Source organism: Actinoplanes utahensis, from assembly GCF_016862455.1.
GTDB classification, from domain to species: domain Bacteria; phylum Actinomycetota; class Actinomycetes; order Mycobacteriales; family Micromonosporaceae; genus Actinoplanes; species Actinoplanes utahensis.
This window is the reverse complement of record NZ_BOMZ01000048.1, coordinates 17351-31277: the sequence shown is the minus strand read 5'-3', so window position 1 is coordinate 31277 and position 13927 is coordinate 17351. Positions and strand designations below refer to the sequence as shown.

General features: G+C 70.9%; 14 protein-coding genes. 7 read left to right on the top strand and 7 right to left on the bottom strand.

The window, feature by feature from the left end; all coding sequences use genetic code 11:
• Window positions 1-310 precede the first annotated feature (310 nt).
• A complete protein-coding gene (locus Aut01nite_RS18100) occupies window positions 311-2476 on the top strand; it encodes a pectate lyase-like domain-containing protein (RefSeq protein ID WP_425551445.1) in 2166 nt (721 codons plus the stop codon).
• Window positions 2477-2552: 76 nt separating this feature from the next.
• Here the strand turns inward: Aut01nite_RS18100 and Aut01nite_RS18095 are convergent, their stop codons facing one another.
• Window positions 2553-3926, bottom strand: coding sequence for an FAD/NAD(P)-binding protein (locus tag Aut01nite_RS18095; protein WP_236642561.1), 1374 nt, complete (start codon window positions 3924-3926; stop codon window positions 2553-2555).
• A 322-nt stretch (window positions 3927-4248) separates the two neighbouring features.
• Between Aut01nite_RS18095 and Aut01nite_RS18090 the strand changes: the two genes are divergently transcribed.
• Both Aut01nite_RS18090 and Aut01nite_RS18085 read left to right on the top strand, forming a co-directional pair.
• Window positions 4249-4890 (top strand): ester cyclase, encoded by a 642-nt coding sequence (locus Aut01nite_RS18090; protein WP_043523232.1) that lies wholly within the window; start codon window positions 4249-4251, stop codon window positions 4888-4890.
• 78 nt (window positions 4891-4968) lie between these two features.
• Window positions 4969-5130, top strand: coding sequence for a hypothetical protein (locus Aut01nite_RS18085; protein WP_161790587.1), 162 nt, complete (start codon window positions 4969-4971; stop codon window positions 5128-5130).
• Between the two features lie 2 nt (window positions 5131-5132).
• On the opposite strand, the gene Aut01nite_RS18080 is transcribed toward Aut01nite_RS18085, so the two are convergent.
• Together Aut01nite_RS18080 and Aut01nite_RS18075 are read right to left on the bottom strand one after the other, a co-directional pair.
• A complete protein-coding gene (locus Aut01nite_RS18080) occupies window positions 5133-5519 on the bottom strand; it encodes an HPF/RaiA family ribosome-associated protein (protein ID WP_043523231.1) in 387 nt (128 codons plus the stop codon).
• Between the two features lie 51 nt (window positions 5520-5570).
• Complete coding sequence (locus Aut01nite_RS18075; protein ID WP_043523229.1) at window positions 5571-6038, bottom strand: Lrp/AsnC family transcriptional regulator; 468 nt, start codon at window positions 6036-6038, stop codon at window positions 5571-5573.
• Between the two features lie 82 nt (window positions 6039-6120).
• Between Aut01nite_RS18075 and Aut01nite_RS18070 the strand changes: the two genes are divergently transcribed.
• A complete protein-coding gene (locus Aut01nite_RS18070) occupies window positions 6121-7059 on the top strand; it encodes a DMT family transporter (protein ID WP_043523227.1) in 939 nt (312 codons plus the stop codon).
• The gene (locus tag Aut01nite_RS18065; RefSeq protein WP_043523226.1) at window positions 6992-8125 is read left to right on the top strand and encodes an aminotransferase class I/II-fold pyridoxal phosphate-dependent enzyme; all 1134 of its coding nucleotides are present in this window, start codon (window positions 6992-6994) and stop codon (window positions 8123-8125) included. The genes Aut01nite_RS18070 and Aut01nite_RS18065 overlap by 68 nt, the downstream gene beginning before the upstream one ends.
• Window positions 8126-8148: 23 nt before the next feature.
• Here the strand turns inward: Aut01nite_RS18065 and Aut01nite_RS18060 are convergent, their stop codons facing one another.
• Entirely contained in the window at window positions 8149-8322 is a 174-nt protein-coding gene (locus Aut01nite_RS18060; protein WP_161790586.1) for a hypothetical protein, read from the bottom strand.
• An 81-nt stretch (window positions 8323-8403) separates the two neighbouring features.
• Between Aut01nite_RS18060 and Aut01nite_RS18055 the strand changes: the two genes are divergently transcribed.
• Window positions 8404-8877, top strand: coding sequence for an NUDIX hydrolase (locus Aut01nite_RS18055; protein WP_201775440.1), 474 nt, complete (start codon window positions 8404-8406; stop codon window positions 8875-8877).
• Between the two features lie 5 nt (window positions 8878-8882).
• Here the strand turns inward: Aut01nite_RS18055 and Aut01nite_RS18050 are convergent, their stop codons facing one another.
• The gene (locus Aut01nite_RS18050; protein ID WP_043523225.1) at window positions 8883-10004 is read right to left on the bottom strand and encodes a 5-methyltetrahydropteroyltriglutamate--homocysteine S-methyltransferase; all 1122 of its coding nucleotides are present in this window, start codon (window positions 10002-10004) and stop codon (window positions 8883-8885) included.
• Window positions 10005-10101: 97 nt separating this feature from the next.
• The gene (locus Aut01nite_RS18045) at window positions 10102-10500 is read right to left on the bottom strand and encodes a PLD nuclease N-terminal domain-containing protein (RefSeq protein ID WP_043523223.1); all 399 of its coding nucleotides are present in this window, start codon (window positions 10498-10500) and stop codon (window positions 10102-10104) included.
• 101 nt (window positions 10501-10601) lie between these two features.
• On the opposite strand from Aut01nite_RS18045, the gene Aut01nite_RS18040 reads away from it, so the two are divergent.
• Complete coding sequence (locus Aut01nite_RS18040; protein ID WP_052163312.1) at window positions 10602-12224, top strand: methyl-accepting chemotaxis protein; 1623 nt, start codon at window positions 10602-10604, stop codon at window positions 12222-12224.
• On the opposite strand, the gene Aut01nite_RS18035 is transcribed toward Aut01nite_RS18040, so the two are convergent.
• Entirely contained in the window at window positions 12205-13833 is a 1629-nt protein-coding gene (locus tag Aut01nite_RS18035; RefSeq protein WP_239124608.1) for an ABC-F family ATP-binding cassette domain-containing protein, read from the bottom strand. The two genes, Aut01nite_RS18040 and Aut01nite_RS18035, sit on opposite strands and share 20 nt — an antisense overlap.
• Window positions 13834-13927: the final 94 nt, after the last annotated feature.

Here is a 13927-nt window from a genome sequence, read left to right as displayed (position 1 = left end):
CTATCGTCCTCGCATCTGCCCCCTTCTCGTCCCGTCACCGACCGCATCTTCGGCTCGGGTTGCATTCGGATCCGCAAATGCGCGGGTCGCCCCCCCGGTTCCGGAACCCGAGTTTGTTGCCAGCATATTGACGGGTCGAGACAGTCCGATGACACTGACGGGGAGAGCGCTCTCTGAGAAGCGCCGCACACCACCTCCCCCTGCCGCACGTCGCTCCCCGTAGACGCGCGGCAACCCGTCGATAGGCAGGAACATGACACCCCCGACACCGATTTCCCCACCGCAGAGATCCCGGCGCCGCGGTCGGATCGTGTTGAGCGGCGTCCTCGCCGCCACCCTCGGCATCACCGTCGCCTCGGTCGCCGGCACCGCCAGCGCCGCGGACGTCCCGCTGTCGCAGGGCAAGCCGGCCTCCGCCTCCTCGGTCGAGAGCGCCGCCTTCCCTGCCTCCGCCGCCGTCGACGGCGACACCGGCACCCGCTGGTCCAGCACGTTCGCCGACCCCCAGTGGTTGCAGGTCGACCTGGGCAGCACCCAGTCGATCAGCCAGATCGTGCTGAACTGGGAGGCGGCGTACGCCTCGGCCTTCACCATCCAGACCTCCCCGAACGGCACGAGCTGGACCGACATCAGCCCGGTCACCGTGGGCCGAGCCGGCGTCCAGACCCTGAACGTCACCGGCAGCGGCCGGTACGTGCGGATGAGCGGCACCACCCGCGCCACCCCGTACGGCTACTCTCTCTGGGAGTTCCAGGTCTTCGGCAGCGGCACCACCCCGACGATCCCGACCTCGGACACGCCCGATCTCGGGCCGAACGTGCGGATCTTCGAGCCGGGCACCGCGGCGTCGACCATCCAGTCCGCGGTCGACCAGGCTTTCAACGCGCAGCTGCGCAGCCCGACCGCCCAGTTCGGAACCCAGCGCCACGTGTTCCTCTTCAAACCCGGGACCTACGGGCGGGTGTGGGCCAACGTCGGGTTCTACACCACGATCGCCGGCCTCGGGCTCAACCCCGACGACGTGACGATCAACGGCGCGGTGAACGTCGACTCCGGCTGGAACTACGGCGACGAGTCGAACGCCACCCAGAACTTCTGGCGCAGCATGGAGAACCTGTCGATCGTGCCCGAGGGCGGCACCAACCGGTGGGCCGTCTCCCAGGCCGCCCCCATGCGCCGCGTGCACATCAAGGGCAATCTGACCCTGGCGCCGTCCAACCAGGACAACGGGCAGGGCTACTCCAGCGGTGGCTACCTCGCCGACTCGGTCGTCGACGGCGTCGTCTCCTCCGGCTCCCAGCAGCAGTGGTACACCCGGGACAGCCGGATCGCGCGCTGGGACGGCGGCGTCTGGAACATGGTCTTCTCCGGCGTCCAGGGCGCCCCGGCCAACGCGTTCCCCAACCCGCCGCACACCACCCTCGCCACCACGCCGGTGACCCGGGAGAAGCCGTACCTGTACGTCGACAGCGCCGGCCTCTACCGCGTCTTCGTGCCCGCTCTGCGGCGCAACTCCGCCGGCGCCAACTGGCCGAACACCGCCGGGACCTCGATCCCGATGCGGGAGTTCTACGTCGCCAAGCCGGGTGACAGCGCCGCCCGGATCAACGCCGCGCTCGCCCAGGGCCTGAACCTGTTCTTCACCCCGGGCACCTACTCGCTCGACGAGACCATCCGGGTGACCCGCCCGAACACCGTGGTCACCGGCATCGGCTTCCCGACCCTGATCCCGAACAACGGGATCGAGGCCCTGAACGTCGCCGACGTCGACGGTGTCAAGGTCAGCGGATTGACCTTCGACGCGGGCACCACCAACAGCCCGACGTTGATGAGCGTCGGCCGGGCGGGCGTCCACACCGACCACGCCGCGAACCCGATCAGCCTCCAGGACGTCTTCTTCCGCATCGGCAGCAGCGTCCAGGGCAAGGCCACCACCACCCTCGCGGTGCACAGCGACGACACGATCATCGACCACATCTGGGCCTGGCGGGCCGACCACGGCGGCGCGCCCACCGGCTGGGCGGTCAACACCGGCGACACCGGCCTGGTGGTGAACGGTGACGACGTCCTCGCCACCGGCCTGTTCGTCGAGCACTACCAGAAGTACGAGGTGATCTGGAACGGCAACCGCGGCAAGACGATCTTCTTCCAGAACGAGAAGCCGTACGACGTGCCCAACCAGGCGGCCTGGATCGGACCCCGCGGGAACGGCTATGCCGCCTACAAGGTCGCCGACGCCGTGACCGACCACGAACTCTGGGGCGGCGGCTCGTACGCCTACTTCAACGTGAACCCCAGCGTCCGCGTCGACCGGGCGTTCGAGGTGCCGATCCGCTCCGGCGTCCGGCTGCGCAGCATCCTCACGGTCTCCCTCGGCGACGTCGGCACCATCGCCAACGTCGTCAACGACACCGGCGGCGCCGTCCCCAACCCGGCCGGCAACACCACCCCGCGCCAGGTCGTGGCCTACCCCTGACCCGAACATCGGCCTGAACCCGGCGGCCACCGATGCGATCCGCACCGGTGGCCGCCGCGTTCCCGCGGTGAAGGCGTCAGCCGGCGGCCACCGAGGCGCGGGCCGGGAGGGCCGCGGCGAGCCGAGCGGCCTGGCCACGGATCTCCGGAACCGCGGTCGACTCCCACAGCAGACCACGACGCAGCGGCCCGGCCAGCCACAGTCCCGGACCGGCCCGTCCGTCCGGATCGGTCTCGATCCCGAGGCCGTGCGGGCCGGTGCGGACCAGACCGTCCCGGATCAGGCCGGCGAGCAGCGGACCGGCCGAGCACGGCAGCGGCCCCGGCCCGGTGCAGGTGATCACCGCCCCGTATCGCTTCGGCGGTTCCCCGTGGAGGTGGACGAGCAGACCGCCCCGCGGGTCGGGTTCGATCGAGGTCAGGTGGCCGCGGCGCAGGTTGAGCAGGCCCTGGGAGCGCAGCCCGGCGATGCGGGCGGCGATCGGCGGCGCCATCCGGTGGCGGTGCACCTCCCAGTATCGCTGCAGGTGGCGCAGGAATCGCTCCTGGGCGTCGGGTTCCAGGGCCGCCCACAGCCGGTCCGACTGGGTGCGCACGTGGTCGATCACCGCGGTCCAGTCGGCCCCGTCGGCGATCGCCTCCCGCACCCGGCGGACCAGCGGCGCGAGGATCGGCGAGGACGGCAGGTCGAGGGTGACGGCGGGCGCGGGCCGGGCGGGGTGGGCGAGCGGCGGGAGGCCGCGACGGGACAGCGCGTCGATGGGTACGGTCCGCCCGTCCCGGGTGAGGGTCAGCGCGACGTCGACGGCGGTGAGCCCGGTACCGAGCAGCAGCACCGGCTCGTCGGCGGGCACCGCGCCGAGGGCTCCGGGCGCCCACGGGTCGGCGACGAACGCCACGTCACGGCGGGCGGTCGCGCTGACCGCCGACGGTACGCACGGCGGCGGATTGCCGAGCGCCAGCACCACGTGGTCGACCCGGATCTCCGCGCCCGTGTCGTCCGTGACGACGTAACCGCCGCCGGGAGAAGCCGGCGCGGTGCGGCGTACCCCCGTGGCGGTGGCCCGGTGGTGGGTCAACCGTGAGCCGGCCGCGGACCGGAAGTGATCGGCGAGGTACTCGCCGTACCAGGTGCGGGGCAGGAACGTCGCCGCATCGGCCGGCAGACCGCGTTCGTGGCACCAGCGCAGCAGATGCCCCGGGTCGTCCGGGTCGGCGCTCATCGCGACCGCCCGGGAGTTGAGCAGATGCCAGGGTTCGGCGGTGCCGTAGGCGACCCCGCGGCCGGGCCGTTCCTCCGGGGAGATCAGCACTGTCCGCCATGCGGGATCGCGGGCGATCGCGGCGGCGGTGAGGGATCCGGCGGCGCCGCCGCCGATGACCGCGACGGTGCCGGGGCTGTATTCGGTCGGGGCGGCCACGCTCGGGCCGCGGGTGATGGTGCTGTTCACCGCGTTGCCGCCGCGTTCGTTGGCCGCTCGGTACAGTGCTCCGGCATCGCGTCCTCCCGGGGTGTGAGACTTCCCCAACTTAACCACATAACCCCTAGGTTTTGTAGGTCATGGTGGGCGCGTCACGGGAAGTTCACCGCCCGCCGAAAAGGGGTCCCGGCAGCGGACTTCGTCGTTGGTTAATAGGTATGTCATTTCGCAAATAGGTGTTAACCAATGGGGTCTTTCCGCACAGGTCCACGGTGGATAGGGTGATCACCGTTTTGATCTACGCGCGGTAATCGCAGTGCGACTCATAGAAGCCGTTGGAAGGACACCACCCTTGTCTGAGACCCCGTTGTGGCTGCAGGGCCGCTCGGCCGTGATCGAGGCCGCCGACCCGTCCGAGTTCCGCCACGGCACCCCCGATTACCACCTGTCACACACCGTGATGCCCGGGCAGCGGACGACCGAGCACGCGCCCGGCTCGCTGGAGGCGATCGTCGAGTCCATCGTGCAGGTCTTCGAGATGGAGGTCTCGCACAAGCACGACCCGGCGACCTGGGTCTCGATGGTGTCGGAGAAGTTCCGCACCAACGTCAACGGTGGCGGCTGGGCCTCCGCGAAGGACATCGCCGAGCAGGGCAGCTACAACGTGCTCATCGGTGACAGCCCGTTCTACCGGGTCGGCAAGGAGTCGTTCGACAGCCAGCACGACGTCTTCCACGGCGCGTTCCCGAACGGGTTCTACTGGGAGGTCCTCCAGGTCCTCAGCCCGCCGCCGGTGGTCGCCTTCAAATGGCGGCACTGGGGCGCGTTCGACGGTGAGTACCACGGCTTCCAGCCGAACGGGAAGACCATCGAGATGTTCGGCATGAGCGTCGCCAAGGTGGACGACGACCTGAAGCTGCTCGAGGTCGAGCACTACTACGACCCGAACGCGTTCCTCGGCAAGCTGACCGGCGGCTGCCCGATCGCGCACTGACGTCAGGACGCCACCGGCCGTCTCGGCGGCCGGCGGCGGACGGGCTAGGGCCGTGCGATCGCGACGGCGGCCGGGGTGATGCGCGGGCTGATCGGGTTCGCGGCGTTCTGTTTCGTGGTGGCGGTGCTGCTCGTACCCCTCGGGGTCGCTGCCGCCTTCGCCGTCGGGCTCGCCGGCGCCCTTGCCACCCACCTGGCCGGAAAGGGGGTGCCCCGGCGGACCGCCGGGGCACGACGCTGAGATCAGTCGGCGAGCGCGGTGGGGTCCTCCGGCTGCGGGACCTCACGCAGGTGCCGGTTGTGCCGGGGCTCGTGCTTGGTCTTGGCGTCGCTGAGCCGGCGCCGCAGGTCGTCGCGGACGTCCATCACGGCCGCGTGCAGGTCCTCCTCCGACGAGGTCGTGACGATCTTGTCGCCACCACTGAGCCAGCACTCCAGGGTCACCTTCTGCCCTCGGGCCGCCCGGTCCTTCACGGTGATCTCCAGGGCGGTGGCGTCAGCGTGGAAGGAGGCCAGGCGGGCATCCAGGGTCCCGAACTGCTCGACGAGCCAGTTCAGGTCGCCCTGCGAGAATCCGGCACCGACACGCAGGCACTCGGCGACGGTGGCCGGGTTGGCGACGGCAGTCATCTGATCTCCTCTGTCCGGCGGAAACGGTCATAACCCCCGTACCCAGCTGGATCAGAAAAGATTCGGAAGTGGGGACACCTGTTTGGTGACACCGAACGCGAACGTGGTCTGGATCGACGCGAGCGCCGGGATGGTCCGCAGACGGGTGCGGACGAAGTCCTCGTACGACGCGAACGAGTCGATCGTGATCTTCAGCAGGTAGTCCTGGTCACCGGCGAGCAGGTACGCCTCGACGATCTCCGGCACCTGACGGATCCGCGCCTCCACCCGCTCGACCAGCTCGAACTCGTGCGACTCCAGGGTGATCCGGACGAAAGCGGTGATCGGCAGGCCGACCGCCTCCTGATCCACGACCGCCCGGTAGCCGGCGATCACCCCGGCCTCCTCCAGCAGCCGCACCCGCCGCAGGCACGGCGACGGGGACAGCCCGACCCGGTCGGCCAGATCCTGATTGCTGAGCCGGCCGTCGCGCTGTAGTTCGAGCAGAATCCGCCGATCGATGTCGTCCAGGTCGCGCATGTGGCAGATTCTGCCAAAGACCGGCTCCACCGAGCACGATTTAGCAATCGGCTGCCCCGGTGAAACGCCTAGCGTGCCAGTCATGAACAGGAGCACGGGTCTGGCGGCCATGGCGGTGACCGTCATGGTGTGGGCGGGATTCGCGCTCAGTGTCCGCGGCATCGGCGTGTCCACGCTGACGACCGCCGACGCGGCGCTGATCCGGTTCGGGGTGCCGGTGCTGCTGCTGGCGCCGTGGATCCCGCGGACGATCCGCCGGCTGCGGGCCGAGCGCCCGGCCGTGCTGGCCGGGCTGCTGGTCGGAGCGGGACTGCCGTACTTCCTGGTGGCGGCGCTGGCCGGCCGGCTCACCAGTGCGGCGCTGGTGGGGCTGGTGATCCCCGGGACGGTTCCGGTGTTCGTGGCGCTTCTCGCGTACCGGCTCACGCGTTCGACCATCTCGAAACCGCAAGCCGCCGCGCTCGCCGTGATCCTCGCCGGCGTCGCGACCGCCGGTTTCCAGCCGGCCGGCGTCGTGCTGCTCCTGGCGGGGCTGATCTGGGCGGTCTACACCATGGCGCTGCGGCTCACGGTTCTCGATCCGATCGGTACGGCCCTCGCCCTCTGCCTCCCCTCCAGCCTCGTGACCGTCCTGCTCATCGTCACCGGCGTCCTGCCGTCGAACCTGGCCGCCGGGCTCGCCCGCCCCGCCGACACCGTGCTCTACCTGCTGGTTCAGGGCGTCGGCGTGGGTGTGCTGGCCGGTCTCTGCTATCCGGTCGCGATCCGTCGCCTCGGCGGCCGCACCGCCGCGACGCTCGGCGCGCTGAGCCCGGTCGTCACCGCGCTCGCCGCGATCCCGCTGCTGGGCGAGCCGATCGCGCCGCGGGACGCGGCCGGGCTGGTCCTGGTCGTGGCCGGGGTCGTCGCCTACAACCGTCTTCCGCCTTCTCGACCGCAAGGAACCCCTCGCCATGTTGTTGACCGCACCGTCACCCACCGTCGACCCGCTCTGGCAGTTGACCGCGGACTGCGCCCGTGACACCCGCCCGGACCGATTGGATCTGATCGTCGGCGTGTACCGGGACGACGCCGGGGTCGCGCCGGTGATGGGCGCGGTGCGGGAGGCGGAACGGCGGCTCGCCGAGCGGGCCGGATCGAAGGCGTACGTCGGTCTGGGCGGCAACGAGCGCTTCACCCGGATGACGACCGCGCTGCTGTTCGCGGACGCGGGGCTGGAGTCGCGGACCGACGGGATCCAGGCGGTCGCCGGAACCGGCGCGTTGCGGCTGCTCGCCGACCTGCTGGCGGCCACCGGGCCGGACCGGACGGTCCACCTGGGCACTCCCGCCTACGTCAACCATCAGGCGATCCTGACCGCCGCCGGCCTGCGTGTCGCCACCCACCCGGTCCGCGACGTGCTGACCGCGATGGATCAGGCCCGGCCCGGTGACGTGCTGCTCCTGCAGGGCTGCTGCCACAATCCGACCGGCTGGAACATGCCCGCCCCGATGTGGGACGAACTGGCCGCGGCGCTGACCCGGCGGGGCGTGGTGCCGTTCATCGACCAGGCGTACTTCGGCCTCGGCGACGGGCTCACCGAGGACCTCGACGGGATGCGGCGGCTGCTGCGGGCGGTGCCGGACGCCGTCGTGGCGGTCAGCGCGTCCAAGGCCTGGAGCCTCTACAGCGAACGGACCGGCTGCGCGCTCGTGGTCAGCGACGACCCGGCCCGCCGCGGTCAGGCGCGGGCGCTGCTGGAGAACATCGCCCGCGCCAGCTATTCGCAGCCGCCCGCGCACGGCGCCGCGATCGTCGAGGAGATCCTCGGCGATCCCGCGCTGGCCGCCGGCTGGCACGGCGAGCTTTCCGCGATGCGGGCTCGGCTGACCACGTTGCGGGACGGGCTCGCCGGCCGCCTCGGCCTGCCCGGTCTCGCGGAGCAGCGTGGCATGTTCCTCACGCTTCCCCTGGACGCCGCGGCGATGCGCCGCCTCACGACCGAGTTCGCGGTGTACGGCCTACCGACCGGCCGCATCAACCTGGCCGGCATCCCCGCCCCCCGCCTCGACGACGTCGCCACCGCGATCCGCGCGGTCACCGGATGACCCCGGATCCCCGGACGGGCTGATCATTTCACTCCCCACGGTGCGCCGGCCGCTTCACAGGCGGTATACAGCTCGTCGTATGCCGCCTGCACAGCGGAAGGGTCGTGGTCGTTCGCGCCGACACCACTCCCGCAAGCGGTGAGCGACAACACGGGCAGGGCCAGCACAGCGAGTGGGAGCAGGCGCATCAGGGTCACGAGGCGACCGTATCGACGCCGATCCAGATGATCAACATGGTTTGCAGCCGGCTGTGATCGACGTCGGGCAGGATCAGGGTCATGGGTGTGGGGTTTCGGCTGGCGGCGTATGCGGTGTGTGTCGACGGTGAACGGGTTCTGCTGGCGCGGTTCGTGGCGGCGGACGGGGACATCGACTGGACCCTGCCGGGCGGGCGGGTCGAGCACGGCGAGGATCCGTTCGACGCGGTGATCCGGGAGATCGCCGAGGAGACCGGGTATGACGCGGTGGTCGACCGGCTGCTCGGGGTGGATTCGCGGGTGATTCCGGCGGCCGAGTCGCGGGCCGGGGTCGACCACCAGAACGTCGGGATCTTCTACCGGGTACGGATCACCGGCGGAACTCCGCGGCCGGAGCCGAACGGGGAGACCGCCGGATCGGCATGGATACCGGTGCCGGAGGTGGCCGGGCTTCGGCGGGCGTCACTCGTCGACGTCGGGCTCGCCCTGGCACGGGACCTTCCGGAGACCGGCCACACCGCGCCGGTCCCGGTCGGCGGGCTGCTCCGGCACTGACGGGCTCAGCCCCACACCTCGGCGGCGGTCTCGGCGATGAGGCGGAGTTTGGCGACCTGTTCGGCGTAGGTGAGAGCGTTGCCCTCGACCGTCGAGGAGAAGCCGCACTGCGGGGAGAGGCACAACTGGTCGACGGGGATGTAGCGGGCGGCCTCGTCGATGCGGCGCTTCAGGGTGTCCTTGGATTCGAGAGCACCGCGTTTGGTGGTGACCAGGCCGAGGACGACCATCTTGCCGGGCGGGACGAAACGGAGCGGGGCGAAGCCGCCGGAGCGGTCGTCGTCGTACTCGAGGAAGAAGCCGTCGACGGCGAGTTCGCTGAACAGCGCCTCGGCGACGAAGTCGTAGCCGCCCTCGGCGGCCCAGGAGGACCGGAAGTTGCCGCGGCACATGTGGGTGGTGACGTTCAGGCCGGCCGGGCGGCCGGCGATGGCCGCGTTGATCTGCCGGATGTAGCGGAGATGCTGGTGTTCGGCGTCGTCGCCGCGGTCGGTGAGCAGGCGCCGCTGGGCCGGGTCGTTGAGGTAGGCCAGGCTGGTGTCGTCGAGCTGCAGGTAACGGCAGCCGAGGGCGGCGACCCGGCGGACCTGCTCGGCGTAGGCGGCGCTCAGGTCGGCCCAGAAGCGCTCCTCGTCGGGGTAGACGTCCGGATCGATGGCGGCCCGCCCGCCGCGGTAGTGCACCATGCTCGGCGAGGGGATGGTCAGTTTGGCCGTGACATCGTCGCCGACCTGCGCGTGCAGGAACTCGAAGTCGGATCCGAAGACCGTCTCCTCGAGGGTGATCGGGCCGTCGACGGCCAGCGCGGCGGACTCGAAGTCGAGTTCGCCGTCCTCGTTGCGGAAGTGCACCTGGATCTTCTCGTCGGTGGGCCGGATGCCGCCGAGCCGGTAGATGAAGTCCATGTGCCACGAGGTGCGGCGGAACTCGCCGTCGGTGGCCGAACGCAGGCCCACGTCGCGCTGCATCCGGACGACCTCGCGGATCGCCTCGTCCTCGACGGCGCGCAGCTCCGCGGCGTCGATCTCGCCGACGGCCCGCTGCTCGCGCGCCTTCAACAGGCTCGGCGGACGCAGCAGGCTGCCGACGTGGTCGGCACGGAACGGAGGTTCGTCACGGAGCGTCATCGGCGTGGCCCTTCGCCTTCGGTGCGGTCTGCCGCCAACCTACGCCGCTCGACGATCAATCTCCATCGATGCCGACCTCATTCATGACGATCGGCGATCAATCAGCGCCGCCCTGCTCGCGCCGCTTCAACTCCTCCTCGCGGCGGCGCAGGTCGGCCTCCCACTTCTTCATCAGATCCTCGTCCTCCTTCTTCTGCCGCGCGCCGAGACCGTTCAGGAACTCCGGATCGTCGTCGGGCGAGCGGGGCCGTCCCTTCTCCGGGAAGCCGCTGCCCGGCCGCCAGGTGGTGCCGTTGCTGAGTTTCACCGGGCGCGGCGGGCGGCCGGCCACGAACCAGGCGATGCCGCCGATCGGGGAGAACAGCAGGATCAGGATGACCCAGACGATCCGGGGAAGTGCGCGGATCTCGTGTTCCTCGGCGGAGAGGCAGGAGATCAGCGCGCAGATGATCAACACGATGTCGATCAGCGCGAACAGCGAGTAGAGGCGAATCACGCGCCGACTATGCCAAAACCGCACCACCCTCGGGGAGCCGCGCCCGGCATTTTTCGGCGGAACGGCCGTGCCGCCCGGCCCGGATGGCGAAGATTCCTCATATGAACGCATTCGGTGCGCCGTCAGCGACCGTGAACCGCCGTCTGCTGAGCGATCTGCGGATCGGCCCCAAGATCCTGATCGCGGTACTGCTGGTGGCGGCCCTCGGTGGCGCGGTCGGCGTCTTCGGCATGCTGAAGATGGCCGGCATCGCGGACACCGAAGAGGGCGAGTTCTCCGAAGCTCTCAAGACCCAGGCGATCGCCGACATCCGCTCCGGGTTCAACCGGGTCCGGATCAACGGCCTGGAGTACCTGCTCGCCGCCGACGACGCCACCCGCGCCACCGAACGCGAGGAATTCGACACCGAGGTGTCGGACCTCGACACCAGGATCACCGCCTACCGGGCGATGCCGCTCAGCACGGTCGAAGCGGAGAGCATCGAGAAGTTCACCACCACCTGGGCCGGCTACCTCGAGCTCGTCACCGACCGGCTCTTCCCACTCGCTCAGCAGGGCCGCCTCGACCAGGTGCGGGCAGTACGCGCCAACGAACTGTCGCCACTGGTCACCACCCTGCGGGATGCGCTGAACGTGCTGGCCGAGGAGTCGGTGGCGCAGGCCCGCGCATCGCACGAGCTGGCCGAGGACGCGTACCGCGACGGCCGGGCCATCGTGCTCACCTCGGTCGTCGTCCTCCTGCTCATCGGCGCCGCCGTAGCAGTGCTGATCGCCCGCGGGATCACCCGGCCCCTCGCCGAATGTGTCCGGGTGCTGCGTCACATCGACGACGGCGACCTCACCGCGCGGACCGGCGTCCGCGGCGCCGACGAACTCGGCGAGCTCGCCACCGCCCTGAACAGCACGGCGTCCACCGTCGCCACCACCGTGCGGCACGTCCGCGACGACGCGACCGCCCTGGCCGGCACCTCCGACCGGCTGTCCGCCATCGCCGAGGAACTCACCCGCTCCGCGCAGAACACCGCCGAGCAGGCCGGATCGGTCTCCGCCGCCGCCGAGATCATCTCCGCGAACGTGCAGACCGTCGCGGCCGGCACCGAGGAGATGGGCGCGTCGATCCGGGAGATCGCCAGCAGCGCCGGCGACGCCGCCCACGTGGCCGGCACCGCCACCACGGCGGCCGAGCGCACCAGCGACACGATGGCCAAGCTCGGGGCGGCCAGCGCCGAGATCAGCGAGGTGATCAACGCGATCACCAGCATCGCGGAGCAGACCAACCTGCTCGCCCTCAACGCCACGATCGAGGCGGCGCGCGCCGGCGAGTCCGGCAAGGGCTTCGCGGTGGTCGCGTCCGAGGTCAAGGATCTGGCCCAGGAGACCGCCCGGGCCACCGAGGACATCAGCCGGCGAATCGCCGCCATCCAGGCCGACACCGACGCGGCGGTCGCCGCGATCGGCGACATCGGGAACGTGATCGCGCAGATCAACGACTACGCGACGGCGATCGCGGCGGCGGTGGAGGAACAGACCGCCACGACCGGGGAGATGGGGCGCAACGTGGCCGAGGCGGCCTCCGGGTCGGGCAACATCGCGGCGGACATCACCAGCGTGGCGCAGACCGCCAACCAGACCACGCACAGCGCCGACGAGGCCCGCAGCACGGCTGCGGAACTCGCCGGCATGGCGCAGCGGCTCGGCTCCGCCGTCAGCGGCTACCAGGTGTGACAGCCAGGTCCAGGCGGGGCCAGGTGGACAGGTCGGCGAGCAGCTGCCGGTCGTGGGTGGCGACGACCACGGCGGCACTCGTGCCCAGCAGGGCCTCGGTCAGCTCGTCGACCAGGGTGGACGACAGGTGGTTGGTGGGCTCGTCGAAGATCAGCAGGTCGGGGTGGTCGGCCAGGGACAGGGCGAGGTCGAGGCGGCGCTGCTGACCCTGCGACAGCAGCCGGACCGGGGTGCGCAGGGCCTCCGGGTCGAGCAGGCCCATCCTCGGCCGCCCCTGGAGCAGCCGGTGTGCGGTCACGTCCGCGGGCCACTGCGGAACCTCCTGGGCGATCAGGGCGATGCGCGCCCCTCCCGAGCGGTGCACCGTGCCGGCCGCCGGTTGCAGCCGGCCGGCGAGCAGGGCCAGCAGGGTGGACTTGCCGGTTCCGTTGCCGCCGGTCACCAGCAGCCGGTCGCCGCCGGACAGGGTCAGGGTGACCGGGTGGTTCAGGCGCCCCGGTACCCGTACCCCGGCGGTGGTGAGAAGTGGAATGCCTTTGCGGGTCTCCAGGGCCGGGAAGCGGAGCGCCGGCGGCGGCTCGGGAACCGTGATCCGGTGTGCCTCGAGAGCCTCCCGCTCCCGGTTGAGGGCCTGCACCACCCCGGGCGTGTGCGACTGGCGTCTGTGCTTGTCGACGCCCTTGTCCGGGCGCCATCCGGTGGTCAGCCGGCCGCGTGCCCGGTCCACCGCCGCCGACAGCCGGGCGTGTTCGGCCTGCTGTTCGGCGTAGTCCTGTTCCCAGGCGGCCCGGTCCCGGCGGCGACCGGTCTGCCACCCGTCGTAGCCGCCGGCATGGAGACGCGCCCGGCCGTCCACGCTCGGATCGAGGTCGAGGAACTGGCCGGCGACGTCGCGCAGGAGTTGCCGGTCGTGGCTGACCAGCGCGATGCCGCCGGAGTGGGCGCGGAGCCGGGCGGTCAGGAACGCCAGGCCGGAGGCGTCCAGATGGTTCGTCGGCTCGTCCAGCAGCAGGATGTCGTGGTGCGCGCCGAGCAGACAGGCCAGTCGCACCCGGTAGCGCTGCCCGACCGAGAGGGTACGCAGCTCACGGCCCCGGTCGGTGCAGGCGTCCAGGGCTTCCAGGGCGATGTCGACACGGCGTTCGGCATCCCAGGCGTCGAGGCGGGTGGCGGCCTCCAGGGCCGCCGCATACCGATCGCCGTACTCGCCGGCGGCCAGCTCCTCGTCCAGGGTGGCCAGGGCGGCTCTCGAATCGGCCAGGGCCGCCGCGGTGAGCGTGCCGACGGTGTCGCCCGGGGCGGCGTGCAGGGCCTGAGCGGCCAGCCCGATGGTCCCGGATCGGTGCACCGCGCCCTCGGCGGGGACGATCAGACCGGCGAGGACGTTCAACAGGGTGGTCTTGCCGCGGCCGTTCTCACCGACGACGGCCAGACGGGACGCCGGTGAGACGGTGACGGACACCCGGTCGAGGACCAGGCGGGCGCCGAGACGGACGGTGACGTTTTCGGCACGAAGGTGCGCGTGGGACATGGTGAGGAAGCTCCGCAGCTCGAAGAGAGCCGGGTAGCCGGATGCGGCCGCCCGGCGGGACGCCGAGACGGCGGGCAATCAGGAGCGTCGCGCCGCCGTCAGCGGCAGCTGCGCATCCTCATGAACATGATTCCGTCACACATGGCGGCAAGGTTATCCGGGTGATCCGGAG

What these genes read in the sequence shown, in the direction of transcription:
- Aut01nite_RS18080 (WP_043523231.1), bottom strand. Translation starts at nt 5,519, where the DNA reads ATGACTGCCGTCGCCAACCCGGCCACCGTCGCCGAGTGCCTGCGTGTC.
- Aut01nite_RS18065 (WP_043523226.1), top strand. Translation starts at nt 6,992, where the DNA reads ATGTTGTTGACCGCACCGTCACCCACCGTCGACCCGCTCTGGCAGTTG.
- Aut01nite_RS18085 (WP_161790587.1), top strand. Translation starts at nt 4,969, where the DNA reads ATGCGCGGGCTGATCGGGTTCGCGGCGTTCTGTTTCGTGGTGGCGGTG.
- Aut01nite_RS18055 (WP_201775440.1), top strand. Translation starts at nt 8,404, where the DNA reads ATGGGTGTGGGGTTTCGGCTGGCGGCGTATGCGGTGTGTGTCGACGGT.
- Aut01nite_RS18050 (WP_043523225.1), bottom strand. Translation starts at nt 10,004, where the DNA reads ATGACGCTCCGTGACGAACCTCCGTTCCGTGCCGACCACGTCGGCAGC.
- Aut01nite_RS18075 (WP_043523229.1), bottom strand. Translation starts at nt 6,038, where the DNA reads ATGCGCGACCTGGACGACATCGATCGGCGGATTCTGCTCGAACTACAG.
- Aut01nite_RS18040 (WP_052163312.1), top strand. Translation starts at nt 10,602, where the DNA reads ATGAACGCATTCGGTGCGCCGTCAGCGACCGTGAACCGCCGTCTGCTG.
- Aut01nite_RS18070 (WP_043523227.1), top strand. Translation starts at nt 6,121, where the DNA reads ATGAACAGGAGCACGGGTCTGGCGGCCATGGCGGTGACCGTCATGGTG.